The sequence below is a fragment of the Methylomonas sp. LL1 genome (assembly GCF_015711015.1).
In the GTDB taxonomy this organism is placed as follows: domain Bacteria; phylum Pseudomonadota; class Gammaproteobacteria; order Methylococcales; family Methylomonadaceae; genus Methylomonas.
On sequence record NZ_CP064653.1, the window covers coordinates 1,266,415 to 1,289,691 of the forward strand.

The window sequence follows — 23,277 nt, forward strand, 5'->3', positions numbered from 1 at the left end:
GAAGGGTGATGTGATAGTTCACATCACCCTTGGACTGATTTATTTGTCCATTTGTTTAAAGATGTCGCCCAATGTCGCTGTACCGGCATTTTGTGACGAGTAATCTTTAATGGCGTTTGACTCTTCCTCAACGTCCTTGGCTTTGATCGACAAGGAAATGGATTTGGTTTTTTTGTCGACGCCGACAAATTTAGCTTCGATTTCGTCGCCTTCTTTCAACAGCGTGCGTGCATCTTCCACGCGGTCACGTTGAATTTCGGAAGCGCGCAGATAACCTTCAACGTTGTCGGCCAAGGTGATTACCGCACCTTTAGCGTCAACTTCCTTGACGGTACCTTTTACCATTGCGCCTTTTTCATGCAGGGCAATGAAGTTTTGGAATGGATCTTGTTCCAGCTGTTTGATACCCAGCGAAATACGCTCGCGCTCGGGATCAACCGCCAAAATCACGGTTTCGACTTCATCGCCTTTTTTGTAGTTACGAATGGCTTCTTCGTCGTTTTCGTTCCAGGAGATGTCGGACATGTGAACCAGACCATCAATACCACCGTCCAGACCGATGAAGATACCGAAATCGGTGATGGATTTGATTTTGCCGGAGATTTTGTCGCCTTTGTTGTGGGTTGCCGCGAATTCATCCCATGGGTTGGAACGGCATTGTTTCATGCCCAGTGAAATACGGCGGCGTTCTTCGTCGATTTCCAGAACCATGACTTCGACTTCGTCACCCAGTTGTACCACTTTGGATGGGTTGACGTTTTTGTTGGTCCAGTCCATTTCGGAAACGTGAACCAAACCTTCGACGCCTTCTTCGATTTCTACGAAGCAACCGTAATCGGTGAGGTTGTTGACCTTACCGAATACACGGGTACCGGCTGGGTAACGGCGAGCAATGTTTTGCCATGGATCTTCTTCCATTTGTTTCATGCCCAACGAAACGCGGGTTTTGTCTTTGTCGAATTTCAAGACTTTGACATTGACTTCTTGGCCGATTTCCACGCACTCGGACGGATGACGCACGCGGCGCCATGCCATGTCGGTGATGTGCAGCAGACCGTCTACGCCACCCAGGTCGATAAACGCACCGTAGTCGGTCAGGTTTTTGACGATACCGGTCACGATAGCGCCTTCCTGCAGGGTTTTAACCAACTCTTCGCGTTCCGCGCTATATTCGCTTTCGACCACGGCACGACGCGACAATACGACGTTGTTACGTTTTTGGTCGATTTTGATGACCTTGAATTCCAGGTCGCGGTTTTCCAGGAAGGTAGTGTCGCGAATAGGACGGACATCGACCAATGAACCCGGCAAGAACGCGCGCAACGCGCCGACCGCAACGGTGAAACCGCCGCGGACTTTGCCGTTGATGCGGCCAACCACGGTTTCTTGGGTTTCAAAGGCTTTTTCCAGCTCGGCCCAGGCTTTGCTTTTCTTAGCTTTATCGCGGGAAAGCAGAGTTGAACCCAAGCCGTCTTCGAACATGTCGAGAGCCACTTCGATTTCGTCACCGACATTGACTTCCAGATCGCCATCTGCGTTTAAGAATTGCCATTTCGGAATCACGCCTTCCGATTTGGCTTGGGTACTGACGATCACGAATTCGTTTTCGATATCGATCACGGTACCCATTAACATGGCGCCAGGACGCATTTCAGTCTTGGCAAAACTCTCTTCTAATAACTGTGCAAAGCTTTCGCTCATTTCTCTACTTTCCCAAACTTGTTAGAACACAAACAAGCTTTCTCTTATCAATAAAATTAAAAAAAACCGCCTGTCGGCAGTCGCCAATAAAGCCCTAACGGACTAAATTTATTACCGCGTCTATCACCTGCTGGATGCTTAAACTGGAGGAATCGATAGTGGTTGCGCCTTCCGGCACGGTCAGAGGAGCGGTTGCTCGCTCACTATCGCGACGATCACGTTCTTCTATTTCCCTGGTAATCTGTGAAAGGTTAGCATCGATTCCTTTTTCAATCAACTGCTTATAACGCCGATTCGCCCTTTCCTCGGCGCTAGCGGTCAAATAGACCTTAAATTCGGCTTCCGGGAAAACCACGCTGCCCATATCCCGGCCATCGGCGACCAGGCCCGGAGCTTGCCGGAAATCCTTTTGTTTTTGCAGCAAAACCGCTCTGACTTCGGGATAAGCGGCCACGATGGAAGCGGCGTTGCCGGTGGTTTCGCTGGCCAGTTGCGAGGTAATATCGACCCCATTCAATCTAACGAGCAAGCTTTCACCACATTCAAATGCCAACCGCATCGCTTCGGCTACCCTCACAATGGCGGGCACGTCATCCAGTGCGATACCGGCTTGCAACACGGCGATAGCCAGTGAGCGGTAAATCGAGCCACTATCCAGATAATTCCAACCTAAAAGTTTCGCGACGGCGCGACTGACCGTGCCTTTGCCGGCGCCACTGGGGCCGTCGATAGTGATAACGGGTATATTCATCATTACAGCGTGGTCAAATTCAAACCCAATTGCGTCGCAAGTTGTCTGAACTCCGGAAATGAAGTATTGACGTTGGCGCAATCCTTGATGGTAATCGAACCAGAGGAACGCAAACCGGCGATTGAAAATGACATCGCGATGCGGTGGTCGCCGTGGGAATCCACTTCGCCGCCGCCGATGTTGCCTCCGCCCCGCACTATCATGCCGTCCTTGGTCGGTTGCGCATCGATACCCAGAATTTGCAGACCATCGGCCATCACCTGAATCCGGTCGGACTCTTTCACCCGTAATTCCTCGGCGCCGGTCAACACGGTTTGGCCTTCGGCGCAGGCCGCAGCAACAAATAATACCGGGAATTCGTCTATGGCCAGCGGCACCAAATGCTCGGGAATGTTGATACCTTTCAATGCCGCCGAACGTACGCGCAGATCAGCCACCGGTTCTCCACCAACTTCGCGCGGGTTCAATACTTCGATATTGGCGCCCATCAAGCGCAAAATGTCGATCACGCCGGTACGGGTCGGATTGATGCCGACATGTTTCAAGGTCACATCGGAATCCGGTGCAATGCTGGCGCCAACCAGGAAAAATGCCGCAGAGGAAATATCGCTGGGCACATCGATTTCAGTCGCCGTCAGTTTACCCTGATTATTGATTTTAGCGGTGCTGCCCTCGCGGACAACTGGGTAGCCAAAACCGTTCAACATGCGCTCGGTATGGTCGCGGGTCGGTGCCGGTTCGGTAACGCTGGTTTCGCCTTCGGCATACATGCCCGCCAGCAACAGACAGGACTTGACCTGGGCGCTGGCAATCGGCATATCGTAATGCATGCCTTGCAGCTTACCGGCCTGGCCTTTGATGTGTAACGGCGCGGTGCCGTTTTCCTGGGTTTCGATTACCGCACCCATTTGCGCCAATGGCGCTGTCACCCGTTTCATCGGCCGAGATTCCAGCGACTTGTCGCCAGTCAGCGTGCAATCGAATGGCTGTCCAGCCAGCAAGCCGCTCAACAAACGCATCGATGTACCAGAGTTACCCAAATACAAGGGCTTTACCGGCGCTTTCAAACCGTGCTTGCCGACACCGTGTATGGTGACTTCGCCGTTGACCGGACCTTCGATTTCAACGCCCATGGCACGAAAAGCTTCCAAAGTCGACATGGCGTCTTCGGCATTCAAAAAGCCGCGCACATGAGTGACCCCCTCGGCAATTGAACCCAACATAATGGAACGATGCGACATCGATTTATCGCCGGGCACGCGGATTTCACCGCGCAAACTGCCGCCGGCTTGAACTTGAAATGTAATGGATTGAGACATAGTGTTTTAATTTAATCGTCTAAAGTATCGAGAAAGCGTTGCCGGGCATTTCTGGCATAAGTAAAGGTATCGAACAATTGCCGGGACTGATTATCGGCCAACAATTGCTCAATGTGACTCAACTCGGTTTTGAATTGTTGAATCAACGGAATGATTTCCTGCTTGTTGGCCAGACAAATATCCAGCCACATGGTCGGATCGCTGGAGGCAATGCGGCTGAAATCCTTGAAGCCGCCGGCGGCATATTTGAAAATCTCGCGCTGCTCGTCCTTTCGCCCAAGCAAACCAACCAGCGCGAAGGCCAGAATATGCGGCAAATGACTGGTAGCCGCCAATACGGTATCGTGGTGTTCCACACTCATCACCGATACGCTGGAGCCAATGCGTTGCCAGAAAACGGTCAACTTATCCAACAGTTGAGGGTCGGTATCCTCCAACGGGGTAATGATCAAACGGCGGTTTTTGAATAACTCGGCATGCGAAGCATCGACCCCGCTACGCTCGGCACCGGCTATCGGATGGGCCGGCACGAAATTGACCGGCACATGGCCGAACACTGCAGTTGCCGCCGCGACCACGCTGCCCTTGGTGCTGCCGGCATCGCTGTACAAGGCCTGTTCATTCCAGTACGGCTTGATCAATTCAAAAATGCCTTGCATGCTGCCGACCGGCGTGGCGATTATCACCAAATCGGCATTTTCCAGCGCCAAGCCGATGTCGGTATAAAACTGGTCAATCACGCCCAGTTCCTTAGCCAACTTCAGGTTGGGCAGATTTTTTTCCCGGCCAAAAGCCACGATCTCTTGACACAAACCTTGCGCGCGCGCGGCACGGGCAATCGAACCGCCGATCAAGCCGGTGCCGATTACACATAAGCGTTTAAACACCGCGCAACACCTCGGCCAAGGCAGCAATGAAAACCCGGTTTTCCCGCTCCGTACCTATGCTGATGCGCAGATGATTCGGCATTTCGTAATTGGCGATGGGACGTACGATCACACCTTTTTGCAACAAGGCTTGATAAATCGGCAAGGCATTTTGTTTGACATCAACCGAAACAAAATTGCCGGACGATGGAATCCATTCAAGTTCCAACTCTTGGAACGCCGACGTTAGTTGGGCCATGCCGGCATTATTGACGGCAAGGGTTTGCGCCAAATATTCCGCATCGTCCAACGCCGCTTCCGCGGCGGCCAAGGCCAGCATATTGCTGTTGAAGGGCTGCCTGACTCGGTTGAGTAAATCCGCCACGTCGACGGATGAAATGCCATAACCGATGCGTAAGCCAGCCAATCCGTAAGCCTTGGAAAAAGTCCGAGCTATAATCAAATTGGGATAGCGCAACGGCCATTGCAAGGATTCGGTTCTGACCTTGGGATCGACAAATTCATAATAAGCTTCGTCCAACACGCACAACACATGGGCCGGCAAAGCCGCAATGAAACCTTCCAGCTCGGCTTGAGGCAACAAGGTACCGGTCGGGTTGTTGGGATTGGCGATAAATACCAGGCGGGTTTTATCGGTAATGCTGGCCCGCATGGCGTCCAAATCATGGCCATAGTTGCTGGCCGGCACCACCCTGGCTTGGGCGCCAACCGCCTGAGTCAAGATCGGATACAAGGCAAATGCATGCTGGGAAAATACCACTTCATGATCGGGCGTGACGAAGCTGCGGGCCACCAATTCCAAAATCTCGCTGGATCCGTTGCCCAGCGTGATTTGCTCGGGTACCACGCCTAACTTGGCGGACAGGGCCGCTTTTAACCCAAAACCACTGCCGTCGGGATAACGCGTCAACTCCGGCAAGGTAGCTTGAATCGCCGCAGCGACTTTGGAACCGGTGCCCAGTGGATTTTCGTTGGAGGCTAGCTTGACGATTTCGGTCAAACCCAGTTCGCGCTGTAATTCATCGACCGGTTTACCCGGCACATAAGGCACCAACTGCCGAACGCCAGCAACCGCGAGATTTAAAAATTTGTTCATGTGGTAAATGCTTAAATAACTGCTTTGGGATAGGAACCGAGAATCTTCAGGAGCTTTACGTTGTTTTGCAGAACTTGTAAGGCCTTGGCTACATCCGAATCATCCTTGTGGCCCTCGATATCGATGAAGAACACATAATCCCACAGGCCTTGTCTGGAAGGGCGGGATTCGATGTGTACCATGCTGATGCCGTATTCGGCGAAAGGCCCTAAAATTCTATGCAAGGCACCGGCTTGATTACCGGTCGAAACCAGAATCGAGGTTTTATCCGCGCCGGTCGAGACCGGCTGTTGGGCACCGATGATGATGAATCGGGTGGTATTATTGGCTTCATCCTCGATGTTTTTTTCGATGATGTTCAGATCATACAACTCGGCCGCGACCAAACCGGCTATCGCCGCCTTGCCATGATCCAGTGAGGCTAGCCGCGCCGCCTCGGAATTGCTGCTAACCGCCGTAAAAGGCACGCCTGGCAAATAGGTATTCAACCATTGCCGGCATTGGGCCAGCGATTGTTGATGGGAAAACACCTCGCTGATACCGATCAGACTATCCATCTTGCCGAGCAGATTTTGATGCACCCGAATCTCGACTTCCCCGCAGATTTGCAAGGGGCTATCGATGAAGCGATCCAGTGTATGAGCAATCACACCCTCGGTGGAATTCTCCACCGGCACCACCCCAAACTGACAATGCCCGGTCTCCACCGCCTGAAAAATCTCGTGTATGGTTGGAACCGGAATATCCTTGACTGCATGGCCAAAATGCTTGAATGTGGCTTGCTGGGTAAAGGTACCGGCGGGCCCAAGGTATGCCACTTCCAGCGGCTTTTCCAGCGCCAGGCAAGCGGACATCACTTCACGGAACAGATGCGCGGCGGCATTGTCGCTCAATGGGCCGGGGTTAAGTTCCTTGATGCGGCGCAGCACCTGAGCTTCCCGGTCCGGCCGATAGAAACTGCCGGTTTCGCCCTCGGCTTGTTTGGTTCTGGCGACTTCGATCGCGCAATTGGCGCGCTGATTGATCAGTTGCAAGATTTGCCGATCAATGTCATCGATCCGGGCACGCAATTCTGACAAAGGAATGATAGCGGTCATGATCGATCTTAGTGTGTACGCTCGAACTCGGCCATGAAAGCGATCAGCGCATCGACTCCGGCCTCAGGCATGGCATTGTAGATACTGGCGCGCATGCCGCCGACCGAACGATGGCCGGCGAGTGTACTCAAACCATTTTTGTCCGCCAAACTTAAAAACTCCTTGTCCAAGCCGGCGTCGGCCAATACGAACGGAATATTCATCCGCGAACGGCAATCCTTGGCAACCGGATTGCTATACAAACTAGATTGATCAATGGCCCGGTACAACTTGTCGGCTTTTTGGATATTTCGTTGTTCGATCGCCGCGACTCCGCCCTCGCCTTTAAGCCACTGCAACACCAGCCCCAGCAAATACCAGTTATAGGTAGCCGGCGTGTTCAACATCGAATCGCTTTTGGCTTGCTGCTCATAATTGAATACCGACGGCACCGATTTCGGCGCCAAGCCGACCAAATCCTCGCGCACAATCACCACGGTCACGCCGGAAGGTCCCATGTTTTTCTGGGTGCCGGCGTAAATAATCCCGTAACGGCTGACATCGACCGGACGCGACAAAATATTGGACGACATGTCGCACACCAGCGGCAAATCGCCAGCCTCGGGCACATGGTTGAATTCGACGCCGTGTATGGTTTCGTTGGAGGTGTAATGCAGATAGGCCGCATTCGGGTCGATTTGCCATTGCTCGGCAGCAGGAATGGTCGTAAATTTAGACTCTTCCGAACTGGCGACCGTTTTAACCTCGCAATATTTGCCGGCTTCCTTAATGGCACTGGTCGACCAGGCTCCGGTATTGGCATAACAGGCGGAGGTTTTGCCGTTTAAAATGTTTTGCGGGATCATGGCGAATTGCGCGCTGGCGCCGCCTTGCAGAAACAACACCTTGTAATTGGCGGGGATCGACAGCAGCTCGATCAGATCATTTTTCATGGCTTCGGCAATCGCCATAAAATGCTTGCCGCGATGGCTCATTTCCATCACCGACATGCCGCTGTCCCGCCAATCCAGCATTTCCTGCTGGGCTTTCAATAACACGGCTTCCGGCAACATCGATGGGCCGGCGCTAAAATTGTATATCCTTGCCATCACTCTTCTTCCCCGCCTAAATCGGCATTATCGGTTACTGAATCGTTGTCTTCGCCTTCCTCTTCATCGTCTTCGCCCAGACCCTCGATCCGGTCGACACCGACGACTTTTTCGCCCTTGTCCAGGCGAATCACCGTCACACCCTGGGTGTTTCTACCGACAATGGAAATCTCATTGACGCGGGTTCTGACCAGGGTGCCGGCATTGGTGATCAACATGATTTCGTCAGTATCGTTAACCAACACCGCGCCAACCACCGAACCGTTACGTTCCGAGGTTTGAATGGCGATCAAACCTTGGCCGCCACGCTTATGCTGGGTAAACTCTTCGATACGAGTACGCTTGCCGTAACCGTTCTCGGTGATATTCAAGACCGTGCCTTCGCTGGAAATAATCAAGGAAATGATTCTCTGGCCTTCCTGCAAGCGCATGCCGCGCACACCGGCCGCGGTTCTGCCCATGGGCCGCACATCGGTTTCATTGAAACAAACCGCTTTGCCGTCGCTATTGAACAACATGACGTTTTGTTGGCCGTCGGTCAAGGCCACGCCAACCAGCATGTCGTTGTCGCGCAAATCGATGGCGATTTTACCCTTGGCCAGCTGGTAGGCAAATTCGGTCAACGGGGTTTTTTTCACCGTGCCGGAAGCCGTGGCCATGAACACGAATTTATCTTCGCTGTATTCGCGCACCGACAACATGGCGTTGATTTTCTCGCCCTCTTCCAGCGGCAACAAATTCACAAACGGTTTGCCGCGCGAAGCCCGGCTGGCCACCGGCAGCTCGTAAACTTTCAACCAATACACTTTACCGCGCGAGGAGAAACACAGAATGGTGTCGTGAGTGTTGGCAATTATCAACTTGTCGATAAAGTCGTTTTCCTTGGTGGCGGTGGCCGACTTGCCACGACCGCCGCGCCGTTGGGCCTTGTAATCGGTCAACGGCTGAGTTTTGACATAGCCTTCGTGCGACATGGTCACCACCATGTCTTCCTCGGTGATCAAATCTTCCGCCGACAGGTTGGAATAATCCTGAATGATTTCGGTGCGTCTGGCGTCCGAATATTGGCCTTTGATTTCTTCCAACTCTTCCCGGATGACTTCCATCAAGCGTACATCGCTGCCCAAGATATGCAAATAGCCGTCGATCAATTCCAACAATTGTTTGTATTCGTTGACGATCTTGTCCTGTTCCAAGCCAGTCAAGCGATGCAGGCGCAAATCCAGGATCGCTTGAGCCTGTTCTTCGGACAAGCGGTAAAAACCGTCGGCTAATCCGAATTCGGCCGCTAAGTTTTCCGGACGCGAACGATCGGCATCGGCTCTATCCAGCAAAGCCGCCACCAGACCTGCGTCCCAGGTTTGGCCTAGCAGGCCTACCTTGGCTTCCTGCGGATTAGGCGAGGTTTTGATCAGTTCGATCATCTCGTCGATATTAGCCAACGCCACCGCCAAACCTTCCAGGATATGCGCGCGCTCGCGCGCCCGGCGCAAGTTGTAGATGGTTCTACGGGTGACGATTTCGCGCCTATGATCTATGAAGGCCGCCAGAATTTCCTTCAAATTCATGCAATGCGGCCGGCCGTCCAGCAAGGCCACCATATTGATGCCGAACACGGTCTGCATCTGGGTTTGTTTGTACAGATTATTCAACACCACATCGGCCACTTCGCCGCGCCGCAGTTCGATTACCATCCGCATGCCGTCCTTGTCCGACTCGTCGCGCAGACCGGAAATACCTTCCAATTTGCCCTCTTTGACCAGCTCGGCGATTTTTTCCAGCAAGCGGGCTTTATTGACCTGATACGGCAATTCGGTGGTGATGATGGCTTGCCGGCTACTGTCGCCGATGTCTTCGAAATGCGAGCGGGCCCGGATGTAAATCCGACCACGGCCGGTGGTGTAAGCCTCATAGATGCCGGAGGCGCCGTTGATGATGCCGGCGGTCGGAAAGTCCGGCCCCGGCACGATTTGCATCAATTCCGGGATGGTCAGATCGGCATTTTCGATCAGCGCCAGACAGGCGGAGACGATCTCGTTCAGATTGTGCGGCGGGATATTGGTCGCCATGCCGACCGCAATACCGGAAGAACCGTTGATCAGTAAAGTCGGGATACGGGTCGGCATCACGGTCGGCTCGGATTCCGATTCGTCATAGTTGGAGACGAAATCGACGGTTTCCTTATCCAGGTCGGCCAACAGCTCGTGAGCGATTTTCGACATACGAACTTCGGTATACCGCATCGCAGCCGGCGAATCGCCGTCCACCGAACCGAAGTTGCCTTGACCGTCGATCAGCATGTAGCGCAACGAGAACGGCTGCGCCATTCTAACCATGGTGTCGTACACAGCAGTGTCGCCGTGAGGGTGATATTTACCGATCACGTCACCGACGATACGCGCGGATTTTTTATAGGGTTTGTTCCAGTCGTTACCGAGCTCGTTCATCGCATATAACACGCGCCGGTGAACGGGTTTCAGGCCGTCTCTAACATCGGGAAGTGCCCTGCCCACGATCACGCTCATGGCGTAATCGAGATAGGATTGTTTCATCTCGTCTTCGAGATTAACCGGAATAATTTCTTTAGCGAAGTCTGACATGGGTCCGTGGTTCCAATTCAGCCAAGCGTTTCGGGCTCGACGGGTTAGCCTGCCGCATCAAATCCATTTTGCGCCGGCATGGCTCGTAAAACCGGCGATTATAGCAAATGCCCGCCAGACTAGTCAGGCAAAAATCTCGGCGAAAAAGTTTTGCATCGCCCGCCAGGAACGCTGATCCGCCGTGGCTTGATAAACGGTGCCGAAAGTGGGGTCGTTGGCCACTGGATTGGTAAAAGCATGCATGGTGCCACCGTAGACATGCATCTGCCAATCGGCGCCGGCTCGGGTCAATTCGGTTTGCAAGGCCAAGACATGCTCGGGCGGCGCCATGGGATCGTCATGGCCGTGCAATACCAAGACTTTGGCTTTGATGCGCGGATTAGGCAAATTCTCCGGCGGAACCAGCAAACCGTGAAAAGACACCACGCCGCGAAGTTCCGCTCCGGTTCTGGCGAAATCCAGCGCACATAAACCGCCAAAGCAAAAGCCCATGGCGGCAATGCGAGTATTATCCGCCCACGGCAGCAGCTTGACACTGGCCAAAGCCGCATGCAGCCGCCTTTGTAATTTCGCCCTATCCCGCATAAATGGCTGCATCAGCCTGCCGTTTTCCTCCGGCGAACTCCCTCTAATGCCTTTGCCGTACATATCAGTGGCGAAAGCCAGATACCCCAGCGCCGCCAACCTTTTAGCCTTGTCGGCCACGAACTCATCCCGCCCAGCCCATGCATGGTGAATCAACACCACGGGCCGCATGCCTTCAACGGCATCGTCGTAGGCGAAAAAACCTTGCAGTAAAACCCCATCATCCAAATAGTCGACGGTATTGGATACGATAGCCATGGGCCACTCCCAAAATTTATGTTAATACGCCTTCGCGTTGCAGAAAGTCGAGAAAACCCTCGGATGCGGCTTCCACCATGTCAAGAACACGTTCAAAGCCGTAGGTACCGCCATAGTAGGGATCCGGTACTTCGCGCTGTTGCAGATGAGGCGCATAATCCAGAAAGTGCCGAATCTTGTGCTTATGCTGATCAGGACAGAGCTCATACATTATGGCGTGATTTTCATCGTCCATCACCAAGATATGATCGAAGCTTTCAAAGTCATCATCCTTGACCTTACGGGCCTTAAGATGCTTTAACTCCACGCCTCTATCTCTTGCGGCTTTCTGTGCCCGCAGATCCGGTGCATCACCAACATGATAGGCATGCGTACCGGCCGAATCGACATGAAACACATCGGTTAAATTGCGGGCGGACAACAGGGAAATAAACACGCCTTCGGCAGTGGGCGAACGACAAATATTGCCCATGCAGACAAATAAAATCTTGATTTTCCTCATGGCTGATAAAGTTTTTTAATTTAGGGTCGATAGATTGTAAGCTATACTCTCGCCGCCTGTCTTTAGCGATGTAGCTAGCGATAGATAGCATTAAGAAAAATAATTTTAAAAGCGTTATCAGGAGTTTCGGATGTTGATGATGAACTGGCATTCTGTGGGTGTGAAAGTAGTCGCGATTACCATGGCAGTGCTGACTGTTGTAGGGATTGGGGTTTTGGTTATTTTTTCGAATGTCCAAAAACAAAACCTTATCGATCGCAAAATCGAGACCTCTCGACAACTACTTTTGGTATCGGAATCCATCCGCGATAACGTCGTCAAAAAATGGGAGAGCGGCATCTACTCTCCCGAACAACTGATGCAGTTGACCCAGAATCAAGACAGGGCCAAGAGCAGGGAACTGATTATTGCCACGGTTCCAACCGCCAATGCCTGGGACGTGATCGAGGCCAAGGCCAAGGAAGGCGGTTTCCGCTTTAAGGCCCCCGCCCTCAATCCGCGCAACCCTCCACGCAATAATCCCGATGAAATAGAACGTCAGGTTTTGGATAAATTCCAGAGCGATCCATCTTTGAAAGAATATAGCGTCGTAGACGACGAGAAACAGGAAATTCGCTATTTCAGACCGGTAAAAATGGTCAAACAATGCGAACTCTGCCATGGCGACCCAAGCACTTCACAAGCATTGTGGAATAACGACAAGGGCCAAGATTTGCTGGGTTATCCGATGGAAAACCGCCGCGCCGGCGACCTGCACGGGGCTTTCGAAATCATTACGCCGTTTGACGTGGCCTTTGCCAACTTTAAAACCGAAATGTATTACGCCATCGGCTTTCTGGTGCTGGGCCTGTTTTTGATTGGCAGCACCGGCTATTTTGTAATGAACAATATTATTATCAGCCCCTTGACCGATCTAGCGTTGAGCTTGCAACAAATCTGCAGCGGCGAAGGTGATTTGCGCGCACGATTGAATGCTTCCGGGAAGTCAGAGTTCGCCTGGGTTGCCTCCAGCTTTAACTCCTTCGTCAAAAAGATCGCCAAAACAGTCGATGAAATCAGCGTTACCAGTGAAAAGCTGGCCAGCGCCTCGCATAAATTGGCTACGATCACCCAAACCACCCAAAAAGGTGTCGAAAGACAGCTGCAGGAAACCACCTTAGTGGCGAATGCCATGAAACAAATGACCGCCACCGTACAAGAAGTTGCCAGAAATGCCGTCAGAGCTTCGGAAGCCGCCGAAACCGCCGACAGAGAGGCTACCAGCGGCAAGAACATCGTCAATGACGCGGTCAACGGTATTAACAGCCTGGCCACCGAAGTCGAAAACGCCGCCAATGTGATCCATGAATTGGAAAACGACAGCAACAGTATCGGCGAGGTGCTGGGCGTGATTCAAGGCATCGCCGAACAAACCAACCTACTGGCGCTCAATGCAGCCATCGAAGCGGCAAGAGCGGGCGAACAAGGCCGGGGTTTCGCGGTGGTGGCCGATGAAGTCAGAACGCTGGCCAGCCGGACTCAGAACTCAACGCTGGAAATCCAAAAAACCATAGAACGCTTGCAAGACCGTGCCAAACAAGCCGTTTCGGTGATGGACAACGGCCGAAAACGGGCGGCATCCAGCGTCGATCAGGCCGCCTCCGCGGGTGGTTCCATCACGTCCATCAGTGAAAGAATAGACACCATCAACGACATGAACAATCAAATTGCCAGCGCGGCGGAAGAGCAAACCGCCGTGGCCGAGGAAATTAACCGCAACATCAGCAACATCAGCCATGTCTCGGAGGAAACCTCATTGGGCGCCAAAAACACCGCCGACGCCTGTCATGAGCTGCTGGAGCTGGCCAATCAATTGCGTTCCACTGTGGGCAATTTCAGAACCTAGAAGTTTTTTGCGAAAAAGCCTAACGATATAATGCGTTGGGCTTTTTCCGCGCGCTCTACCGTAAATTTTCGCTATGTTAGGCTTCCTTAACTCCGCATGGCATAGGCATGGGTTTAACGATTGAATAGTGCCCAATCCATGACAGCACCTTAAGGCTTGCCGCGTGGCGTTTCAGGCGGGTAATTGATAGCCTAGTTGTCTAAACAGCTTTAGACACACGCTAGCCACTGCGGAATCATATAAAACCCCACTGTTGTTTTCTATTTCTTCCAGCGCCGCAGCTATCCCCAAGCCCGGACGATAGGGTCGATGCGACGCCATCGCTTCGACCACATCGGCTACGGCCAAAATCTTGGCTTCAAGCAGAATATCCCGCCCCTTAAGGCCTTGCGGATAACCTGATCCGTCCAGGCGTTCGTGGTGTTGCAAAATCGCCTGGGAAATCGGCCAAGGGAAATCGATCGATTTCATGATTTCGTAACCTGTTTTTGAGTGTTCCTTGATCAGGTTAAATTCAATCTCACTGAGTCGCCTCGGCATACTGAGTATTTCGGCCGGCACCGGAATCTTGCCGACATCATGCACCACGCCGGCCAGATGCAGACCTTCCAATTGATCTTCCGCTAACGGTAGCTCCCGGCCGATCGCTACCGCCAGATTGGCGACACGCCGTTGATGGCCCGCAGTATAAGGGTCGCGCATTTCCACGGTGGCGGCCATGGCCGCGATAAAATCCAACAGACCGGCTCTGAGCTTTTTTTCGCTTTCAACCAGTTTTCCGGTACGCTCGTCCACCAGCTCTTCCAGACGATTGCGTAGCCGATTGACTTCCAAATGGGTTCTCACCCGCGCCAATAGTTCTTCACGCTGGTAGGGCTTGGTGACAAAATCGACCGCGCCCAACTCAAAGCCTTTGACCTTCTCATCAGTGTCGGTGACGGCGCTGACAAAAATCACTGGCACATTATGGGTATCGGCTTGGTGCTTGAGCCTTCGGCAGACTTCATAACCGTCCATTTCCGGCATGCAAATATCCAGCAATATCAATTCAGGCGGATTGCCAGCGGCGGAATGCAGAGCCAGCTCGCCGTTGATAGCGGAGCGTACCTTATACCCCTCCTCCTTTAGCAGGTTAGTCAACAGCTTCAGGGAAGCCGGGGTATCATCAACGACGAGAATTATGCCTTTATCTTCCATTGGTTATTCTCTATTAGCCTCTAGTGCTCTTAGGGCGATTGCCAGGAATAAAGATACCTGGATGGCGCCGGATTTTTGTCCGCCACAAGGATCGGAAAAGGCTGCAAAGTTGCATACTGCATCCTTTTTCGAGCTGCGTCAGTTGGGCAAAGAGACCAGTCAGTCGGGTATAGTTTTCGCGGAAAATGGCCTAAGATGACACGATAGTCAAAATGTTCGGCACGATGAGCCAAGGCATTCCACGGCTTTTGGTTGTACTATCCCACGCCAGGTGTATAAAAAACCCTATACGCGCGCTTTCAAGCACCTTCCAACGAATCCATCAACTCGTACCGCAATTCATTAGGCAATACTAACAGCATCTTGAGGCTTAATACTACTATATCCTCCGGCGCCTCGGCCTCACTCCACGCACGAACAACTCTCGACCGGATGATGATAAGACGACCTTCAACGGAGAATTCGAAAAGAGCGGATAATCATGTAAAATCATAGGCCGGTTTAGTCAGCCAATTAAATCGACACTATCCATTATGGAATCAGGCAATTTTTTAAGGGAGACAAAATGCAAAAAGACAAGGGTATGCCTTTATGGGTTTTTCTGGCGTTATCGAGTATCGAAACTCGCAAAGGCGCACTGATTCTGATCTGGAGCAGTTTGCTGTTTAGCGCTTATTGTATTCCGTGGGTCAATTATTTTGAGAATAATGGTTGGATTAAAAATTTATTTTTAATCGACGACTGGGAGTGGTTTTCGATGATGCTGCCGATGACACTATGGTATTGGCTCAGCATGAAGTGGGTGGACAAAAACAGGGGTTGGGGTCTTGCCTCGAATATTCGGGAAGACCAACCGGGGTAGTCTATAGTGTAGCCGTGCCGGCATGGCTACATCCGGCTCGTTTACAGCAGCGTTATCAGCCAATCAAAGCACTTAATTCACGGTTAAGCATGGCGCTGTCGCCAAGATTCAGCTCCACCAATCGACGCAGGTTAGTCATGCTATCGATGTCGATATGGTCACATTTAAAACCAATTTGGGTACCCGTGCCATGCGAAAATTTGAGCTTCATGGCGATATGTACGTCATCGGATAGACTGAGCATCAAGCTATAAAGAGTGTCGGTCGATCCAGACCATGGCCGATCAAAACCTAAAAAACATCCTTTTAAGGAAATATCGATAATTTTGCATGGCAAGGCATCATTACCATTCTCCAACATAGCCTCGGCGTTGTAGAAAATACGCTGAAAATGCCTTTTATCGTTAACAACTTCTGTCGGCATCGCATTATTCCAAAAAGAACATCATCGGCGTTTTATCCACCTCGATAATGTCGTTATTGTGCAACTGCACGGTGTTTTCACCCAAGGGTTGTTTGTTGACCATCAAACCCTCGTGACCCTGTAGGGCCGACATATAATATCCATCCTTGCGCCGTGAAATTACAGCCACTCCACCTCCGGATCGGCCCAGGCGGGTCATGGCTTTTTTCAACGGTAAAATACGGCCTATATGCGGACCATCCATCACCTGTAAATTGGCTTCCTGAAGTTTACCGCCCTCCTCCAGTTTTTGGCTAAGTTCATGCTGATCAACATCACCCGCCGACGCCATCGAAGTATATTGAGCAAAATCGGCGACTGATTCGGTCGTGTTGTAAACGATATAGTGTTTGCCAATATTGATCACATCGTTGTTTTGCAAATTCCATTCCCTGGAGGGATGATTATTGACCAATAGCGGAAATTTCTCATTCAACTGCTTGATGACGCAACTGCCGTCCTTAATCACCGCCACTGCATGCGCCGGAGCGACAGCCAGACTGTCAACCACGAGTTCATTGGAATCATCACGACCGATGTGTACCACACCGGCATCATAAATACCTGAATGAATGGGTTTATCTTTAAAGTAAATGGTAAATTTTGCCATTGTTGATTTCTAAAAGTCCCTGCGACCGGATTGTAGTATAGACGCAATAAGCAAGCTTGCAGAGTTATCAATATTTATTTTCAATTTCACAATTTGGGAGGCCTGTTAGCGCCGATTCATCAGGAAAAACCGATAAGCCCGAGTCCAAAACCTGTAATATAAACCGCTATCGTTTCGGTGAATTTACATTAAAATCAGCCCAGCCACCATACCCAACAGACGACGATGACTACTTCCCCCGCAGAAATCGAGAACCCATCCTTAATTTCGCAGAACATTTATATCACCGGCGCCGATCGCAATAGTGGCAAATCCATCATTATGCTGGCCATGATGGATATGCTAACCGGCTATGCCGGTAAAGTCGGTTTCTTTCGACCGATCGTGCACGCCGGCGGAAAAAAAGATGAATTAATTCAATTTATCAGTTATCGCTACCAACCCGATTTACCCTATGAAGCCATGTATGGCTGTAAAAGTGATCAGGCTCGAGAACTGCTGGCCGACGAACAATACGATGAATTACACAAAATCATTCTGGCCAAATATCGCGCACTGAAAGCCCAATGCGATTATGTATTGTGCGTGGGACCCGACTATGTGCACGGCGATTCGATTTTTGAATTCGGCTTTAACGCCGACGTAGCCAATAATCTCGATTGCCTGATGATGCCTATCATGCATGGCATCAATCAGGATAATCTGCAGATTTTAAACAGCCTTGCCCGGCTAAAACATGAGTTGCACGAACACGACAGCGATGTATTGGCGGTAGTCATCAACAGCGTGGACCAACAGCAAGTCGAGACTTTGCGCGACATCTTGATTCATCATGCCAACTTCCCGATTTATGTGGTTCCCGCCGAACTCTCGCTGGAAAAACCCACCATGGGCAATATCGCCCACGCTCTAGGCGCCAAAATGTTTTCCGGCGACAACAATGCCCTGAGCCGCGAGGTTTATCATTATAAAGTCGCGGCCATGCTGGTACCGGATTTTCTGGATTATGTCGAACAAGGCGATTTGATCATCACCCCTGGCGACCGTTCCGATATTATCCTGGCTAGCCTGATGGCCTATCATTCGGCCAATTATCCGCAAATTTCCGGCCTGTTGCTGACTGGACACCAGGAACCAGGCCGCCAGGTTCAGGCGCTCATTGACGGCCTGGGCGACGCTCCGTTTGCGGTGATGGGAGTCGATTCCGATACGTTCACCACCGCCATGCGCGTTAGCCAGGTTCCCGCCCGCTTGCATTCGCAGGACGAAAGAAAAATCGCCAAAGCTCTGGGCCTGGTGGAAAGCAATATCAACATGAACGAAATTCGCTTGCAGCTGCGCAGCAAAGTCACCCATAAAATGACGCCGCTAATGTTCGAATACGATCTGATACAACGCGCCAAGGCGAAAAAACAACATATCGTGTTGCCGGAGGGTGGCGAGGAACGCATATTGCGCGCCGCCGAAATTTTGTTGCTGCGGGACGTGGTCAAAATTACCCTGCTCGGTAACGAAACCGAGATACGCCAGAAAATTCAATCCTTGGCGTTGAAACTGAACGATGTGGAAATCATCGATCCGATGACCTCCGAATTGCGCCCACTGTTTGCCCAGGCTTATTACGAAGCGCGGAAACATAAAAACATCATTTATGCCACCGCATTCGATTTAATGGCCGACGTCAGCTATTTCGGCACCCTGATGATCCATCTCGGCTTTGCCAACGGCATGGTATCCGGTGCCGTGCATTCGACCCAACACACCATACGCCCGGCCTTTGAAATCATCAAAACCAAACCCGGCGCCTCTATCGTTTCCAGCGTGTTTTTCATGTGCTTGGAGGATGAAGTACTGGTTTATGGCGACTGCGCGGTCAATCCAAATCCGAATGCGCGGGAATTGGCCGACATTGCCATTAGCGCCGCCGATACCGCCAAGATGTTCAATATCGAACCGAGAGTGGCCATGCTGTCTTATTCCACCGGTGACTCGGGCAAGGGCGAAGCCGTGGATAAAGTCCGGGAAGCGGTCAAAATCGCCAAAAGCCTGCGCCCGGATTTAAAACTGGAAGGCCCCATGCAGTATGATGCCGCCGTCGACTTTGGCGTGGCCAAAACCAAGTTACCCAATAGTGAAGTCGCGGGCCAAGCCACCGTATTCATCTTTCCCGATTTGAACACCGGCAACAATACCTACAAGGCCGTGCAGCGTTCGTCGGACGCGCTTGCGATAGGCCCCGTGCTGCAAGGCCTGAATAAACCGGTTAACGACCTTAGCCGAGGCTGCACCGTGCCGGACATCGTCAATACCGTGATCATTACCGCCATCCAAGCACAGGAGTGTGATGAATCATGATCGTTCGCCTGATTTTGCTGTTTGCTTTGAGCGCGCCGAGCTTTTGCTTAACCGCCGCGCCTCGAATTGCCGTTCTGGATTTCGAACTGAAGGATTTAACACTAGCCCCCGGCATTCCCGCCGAAATCAAGCGTACAGCCTCGATCAAGCCCTTACTGGAACACGAATTAGCCTCGGCCGGTTATCAAATAATCCATATTCCGTTGTCCGCCCAACAGGACGCCACTAGCGGAGTCGGCTATCTGTTCGACCACGCCGATGCCGCCGCCAACCTGGGCAAACAGTTTGCCGCCGATTACGTGCTGGTGGGCAGACTACACAAACCCAGTTTTTTGTTTGCTTATTTGATCGGCAACTTGGTCCGGGTCGGCGACCAAAAACTGATCGGCAGCTATATCACCGAGTCCAAGGGGCCGAATATTGACCTGGTCATCAAAGCCGTGGAAAGTTTGGCCGTCAAAATTGATGATACCTTGGAAAATCGCTACACCCCGCCGCCACCCGGCAAACTGAAACAACAACCTTAAAATCCCTATCCTCTGCAAAATTCGGCATGGTCAAAATCTTACGCGAGATTTACCAAATCAAAGTCACCCAAAAAACAAGGAATTTATGAACATTCTCGTTCTAAACGCCGGCAGTTCCTCTATTAAATACAGTCTGTTCGACATGGCCGATCAATCCGTCTTGTTGACCGGCATTATCGAGCGCATCGGCGAATCGCTGGCCGTGCACCGCTATCGCCTGGCCGACGAACAGCCGAATTCGGCGGAAAAAATCATTAATAACCACCAGCAAGCCTTGCAAGATCTGTTTTGCGTGCTGTCCGCCACGGGCGCCGGCCAGCCGGCCTGTATCGGCCACCGGGTGGTTCATGGCGGCGAATTTTTTCGGGAACCGGCCTTGATCACAGCCGATGTGACTCAACAAATTGCCAGCGTGATTCCGTTGGCGCCACTGCATAACCCCGCCAACTTGCTCGGCATACAAGAAGCGCTACGGCTGATGGGCGACATTCCACAAGTGGCTGTTTTCGATACCGCTTTCCACCATAGCCTGCCGGATTATGCCTATCGTTATGCCTTGCCGAACACGCTTTATAAGGATCAAGGCGTGCGCCGCTATGGCTTTCATGGAACGTCTCATCATTATGTGGCCAAGCAGGCCGCGCAATTTCTCGGCAAAGCATTGACCGCGCTGAACATGATTACGCTGCACTTGGGTAACGGGGCCAGCATTACCGCGATCGAAAACGGCCGCAGTATCGATACCTCAATGGGCATGACTCCGCTTGAGGGGCTGATGATGGGGACTCGTTGCGGCGATATTGACCCGGCGCTGCATTTCTACCTGAGCCGCACGCTGGGGCTTTCGCTGGATGAGATTGAAAACTTGTTGAATAAAAGCAGCGGCTGCAAGGGTATTTGCGGTGAAAACGACATGCGCGGCATTCACCGGATGGCCGAAAGCGGCGATGAAACCGCGCGTCTGGCCCTGGCCATGTATGCTTACCGGATCAAGAAATACATCGGCGCCTATGTTGCGGTACTTGGCCGTATCGATGCGCTGGTTTTCACCGGCGGCATCGGCGAAAACGATGCCTGGCTGCGCCAGCAATGTTGCGCGGGCCTATCCGTGCTCGGTATCGTTATCGATAGCGAACAAAATCTTGCCGCCAATCGACCCTGCGCGCGGATCAGTCCCGCCGATTCACCAGTCCAGGTGCTGGTCATCGGTACGCAAGAAGAACTGGAAATTGCGATTCAGGCTCAAGCCTGTATTCAACAACAAGTTTCGGGATAGGGGCAGCTGCGGTGACAAACTGCCCGTCAAGCGGAACCGATGCGAGTAGCTGACTTCGACAGTTCGGTCAGCGGCTCATGTTACCGGTTTGATGCCGTTTGTTGGCGACATTGGCTTACGCCGTCCAAGTTCCTCTACCGTTGAGCCGGCGATAAAACCACACGATTTCTCCCCCCCTCCTTGGCGGAATAGAGGGCGCGATCGGCTTCGCTCAAAACACTATCGGGGTTTTTACTGCCAGCCGTTAATAGGGCGATACCGATAGAAACCGTCACCTCCAGAAATATGTTCTGGTGACGTAACGGAGAATCCGCCAATGTTTTGCGCAGACGCTCGGCAAACACACGAGCTTCGGACAAATCGGTATCGGGTAGGATAATGGCGAATTCCTCGCCGCCTAGACGCCCTACCACATCGATCTTACGCTGTTGCCTACGAATAATATCGGCAAAGTGTTTCAGAACCGCGTCGCCCGCGGCATGCCCATGAGTATCATTAATCCGCTTGAAATAATCGAGATCCAGCATCAAAACCGCGGATTCCAACTCCGCATTGCGTTGCATCCGGTTGAATTCTTCTTGCAATCGCACCAAAAAATGACGCCTATTAAAAAAGCCGGTCAACCCGTCGGTAGTAGCCAGCTCCCACAATTCTTCCTCCATCCGCTTATGCTGAGTGATGTCGATGCACGAACCGATGAAGCCGACAAAGTTAGTATTCTCGTCGAAGCGCGGCACGCCGGTGTTGATGATCCAGCGATATTCTCCGTCAAAACGCCTAAGCCTAAACTCCACGCTGAAAGGCTTATGCAATTGAAAATGCCAGTTCAGTAGTTTGCCCACCAACTCAAGTTGGGCGGGATCGACGGACACCAACCAGCCATGGCCGGTTTCTTCCGTCAGTGTGCGCCCGGTAAAATCCAGCCAGTGCTTGTTGAACCAGATAGCCGACTGGTCTACGTCCGCCATCCAGATCATCACCGGCGCGGAGTCCGCCATTAATCTGAAACGAGCCTCGCTTTCCTGCAGCTCGTGATTGGTAGCCGCCGCCAATGACAAAGCCTTTTCATGCGCGATTAACTGCCGCATCAGTAGCGCCAGTAGCAAGCTCAAAATCACACCGTTGACCAAGATAATCAATGGGTGGTATCTGCTGAGCCAATGTTGTAGACCCGGCTCGCTATGTATCACCAGAGTCCAGGTACGCCCCCCCAACGATAATTGCCGCGTCGTGCTGAGTGCTTGTTCGGAAATTTGTTGGTTATGATCGCTGTACATCAGGTCGGACTGGGATGCCTGCCGGTCGTCGTAGATGCTTAGATGCAAATCACCGGCCCGTTCGCCACCGATGCCCGCCATAAAATCCTTGATTCGGAAGGGGGCGTAGACCCAGCCTATGATATTGGCTCTGCGTTGCTGCTCGTCGCCAACAGGCTGACCATTCCGGTAAACCGGTAAATACATCAAAAAACCAAATTGTATGTCGCTATCGGTTTCCTGCACTAAGGTAACCTTGCCCGACAGGCCGATAGAATTGTTGTCACGGGCAAAAATCATGGCCTGCCGCCGTACCGGCTCCGAAAACATGTCGTAACTGAACGCACGTAAATTGCGCCCGGCAAAGGGCTCCAGGTAAATGATGGAGGTATAACTTTCTCGTTCGCCGGGAGGATAAATTTGATAATCCGGAAAACCTTGCTCCCGCAGGTTCCTTATATGACTGTCCTTTTTATCCTTCGGCACTATCACTGAAAAACCCACGCCCTGGATGCCGGGGTAACGTTGATCAAGATGCATCGCGGAAATGTATTCGCGAAACTCGCCACGCTCCACCGCATCGGAAGCAGCAAACAAGCCACGGGCGCCATAAAGCACTTGTTGGTAAGTCTCCAAACGCTTGTCTATGCTCTCCATCAGGTGATTCACCCTAAAATTAAAATAGGCTTGGGTATTGCGTTCGATAGTGCGCTCGGTGGCATACCACATAACGACGGTAATCAGCAGTCCCACGGTCAAAATCAGATACACGCTCCCCGTCACCAGCAACCTACTGCGCCAGGGTCTTGATGAGGCTACTCGTGAACCGTGTGGAATAGGCACTTGTATATCTCCTGGTGATCAATAAAGCGGTTTTGGAGCATAAAGTTAACCAACATCTGTTTACCTCGCGCTAGGCGCGTTAGCTGTAAACCGGACTTCATGCTATTCAATGTTAGCCT

19 protein-coding genes are annotated in these 23,277 nt (G+C 51.9%); 5 read left to right on the top strand and 14 right to left on the bottom strand.

Annotated features, from left to right (window positions below; translation table 11 throughout):
• Positions 1-39 precede the first annotated feature (39 nt).
• From rpsA to IVG45_RS06305, 10 genes are all read right to left on the bottom strand, one after another.
• A complete protein-coding gene (gene rpsA / locus IVG45_RS06260; RefSeq protein ID WP_196437007.1) occupies positions 40-1,701 on the bottom strand; it encodes a 30S ribosomal protein S1 in 1,662 nt (553 codons plus the stop codon).
• A gap of 94 nt (positions 1,702-1,795) precedes the next feature.
• Complete coding sequence (gene cmk, locus IVG45_RS06265) at positions 1,796-2,452, bottom strand: (d)CMP kinase (protein ID WP_196437937.1); 657 nt, start codon at positions 2,450-2,452, stop codon at positions 1,796-1,798.
• Between the two features lie 2 nt (positions 2,453-2,454).
• Positions 2,455-3,771: a 3-phosphoshikimate 1-carboxyvinyltransferase gene (gene aroA / locus IVG45_RS06270; RefSeq protein ID WP_196437008.1), complete on the bottom strand. Its 1,317-nt coding sequence runs from the start codon at positions 3,769-3,771 to the stop codon at positions 2,455-2,457.
• 11 nt (positions 3,772-3,782) lie between these two features.
• Positions 3,783-4,658, bottom strand: a complete 876-nt coding sequence (locus IVG45_RS06275) for a prephenate dehydrogenase (RefSeq protein WP_196437009.1) — start codon at positions 4,656-4,658, stop codon at positions 3,783-3,785.
• Entirely contained in the window at positions 4,651-5,754 is a 1,104-nt protein-coding gene (gene hisC, locus IVG45_RS06280; protein ID WP_196437010.1) for a histidinol-phosphate transaminase, read from the bottom strand. The genes IVG45_RS06275 and hisC overlap by 8 nt, the downstream gene beginning before the upstream one ends.
• Positions 5,755-5,765: 11 nt before the next feature.
• A complete protein-coding gene (pheA, locus tag IVG45_RS06285) occupies positions 5,766-6,851 on the bottom strand; it encodes a prephenate dehydratase (RefSeq protein ID WP_196437011.1) in 1,086 nt (361 codons plus the stop codon).
• An 8-nt stretch (positions 6,852-6,859) separates the two neighbouring features.
• Positions 6,860-7,939: a 3-phosphoserine/phosphohydroxythreonine transaminase gene (serC, locus tag IVG45_RS06290; RefSeq protein ID WP_196437012.1), complete on the bottom strand. Its 1,080-nt coding sequence runs from the start codon at positions 7,937-7,939 to the stop codon at positions 6,860-6,862.
• Positions 7,939-10,539, bottom strand: coding sequence for a DNA gyrase subunit A (gyrA, locus tag IVG45_RS06295; protein ID WP_196437013.1), 2,601 nt, complete (start codon positions 10,537-10,539; stop codon positions 7,939-7,941). The genes serC and gyrA overlap by 1 nt, the downstream gene beginning before the upstream one ends.
• A gap of 123 nt (positions 10,540-10,662) precedes the next feature.
• Positions 10,663-11,382, bottom strand: a complete 720-nt coding sequence (locus IVG45_RS06300; protein ID WP_196437014.1) for a dienelactone hydrolase family protein — start codon at positions 11,380-11,382, stop codon at positions 10,663-10,665.
• Between the two features lie 16 nt (positions 11,383-11,398).
• A complete protein-coding gene (locus IVG45_RS06305; RefSeq protein ID WP_196437015.1) occupies positions 11,399-11,884 on the bottom strand; it encodes a low molecular weight protein-tyrosine-phosphatase in 486 nt (161 codons plus the stop codon).
• A gap of 181 nt (positions 11,885-12,065) precedes the next feature.
• On the opposite strand from IVG45_RS06305, the gene IVG45_RS06310 reads away from it, so the two are divergent.
• Positions 12,066-13,769, top strand: coding sequence for a methyl-accepting chemotaxis protein (locus IVG45_RS06310; protein WP_230874775.1), 1,704 nt, complete (start codon positions 12,066-12,068; stop codon positions 13,767-13,769).
• Positions 13,770-13,940: 171 nt separating this feature from the next.
• On the opposite strand, the gene IVG45_RS06315 is transcribed toward IVG45_RS06310, so the two are convergent.
• Entirely contained in the window at positions 13,941-14,966 is a 1,026-nt protein-coding gene (locus IVG45_RS06315) for an HD domain-containing phosphohydrolase (RefSeq protein WP_196437017.1), read from the bottom strand.
• A 565-nt stretch (positions 14,967-15,531) separates the two neighbouring features.
• Between IVG45_RS06315 and IVG45_RS06320 the strand changes: the two genes are divergently transcribed.
• Positions 15,532-15,828 (top strand): hypothetical protein, encoded by a 297-nt coding sequence (locus IVG45_RS06320; RefSeq protein ID WP_196437018.1) that lies wholly within the window; start codon positions 15,532-15,534, stop codon positions 15,826-15,828.
• Between the two features lie 55 nt (positions 15,829-15,883).
• Here the strand turns inward: IVG45_RS06320 and IVG45_RS06325 are convergent, their stop codons facing one another.
• Together IVG45_RS06325 and IVG45_RS06330 are read right to left on the bottom strand one after the other, a co-directional pair.
• Positions 15,884-16,252, bottom strand: coding sequence for a PilZ domain-containing protein (locus IVG45_RS06325; protein WP_196437019.1), 369 nt, complete (start codon positions 16,250-16,252; stop codon positions 15,884-15,886).
• A 4-nt stretch (positions 16,253-16,256) separates the two neighbouring features.
• The gene (locus IVG45_RS06330; RefSeq protein WP_196437020.1) at positions 16,257-16,901 is read right to left on the bottom strand and encodes an FHA domain-containing protein; all 645 of its coding nucleotides are present in this window, start codon (positions 16,899-16,901) and stop codon (positions 16,257-16,259) included.
• Positions 16,902-17,126: 225 nt separating this feature from the next.
• On the opposite strand from IVG45_RS06330, the gene pta reads away from it, so the two are divergent.
• The 3 genes from pta (at position 17,127) to IVG45_RS06345 (ending at position 21,059) form a co-directional block, all read left to right on the top strand.
• Positions 17,127-19,256: a phosphate acetyltransferase gene (gene pta / locus IVG45_RS06335; RefSeq protein WP_196437021.1), complete on the top strand. Its 2,130-nt coding sequence runs from the start codon at positions 17,127-17,129 to the stop codon at positions 19,254-19,256.
• Positions 19,253-19,783, top strand: coding sequence for a DUF2380 domain-containing protein (locus IVG45_RS06340; RefSeq protein ID WP_196437022.1), 531 nt, complete (start codon positions 19,253-19,255; stop codon positions 19,781-19,783). Before pta ends, IVG45_RS06340 begins: the two co-directional genes overlap by 4 nt.
• An 85-nt stretch (positions 19,784-19,868) precedes the next feature.
• A complete protein-coding gene (locus IVG45_RS06345) occupies positions 19,869-21,059 on the top strand; it encodes an acetate/propionate family kinase (protein WP_196437023.1) in 1,191 nt (396 codons plus the stop codon).
• Positions 21,060-21,193: 134 nt separating this feature from the next.
• Here IVG45_RS06345 and IVG45_RS06350 read toward each other — a convergent pair whose 3' ends face one another.
• Positions 21,194-23,158, bottom strand: coding sequence for a CHASE domain-containing protein (locus IVG45_RS06350; RefSeq protein ID WP_196437024.1), 1,965 nt, complete (start codon positions 23,156-23,158; stop codon positions 21,194-21,196).
• Positions 23,159-23,277: the final 119 nt, after the last annotated feature.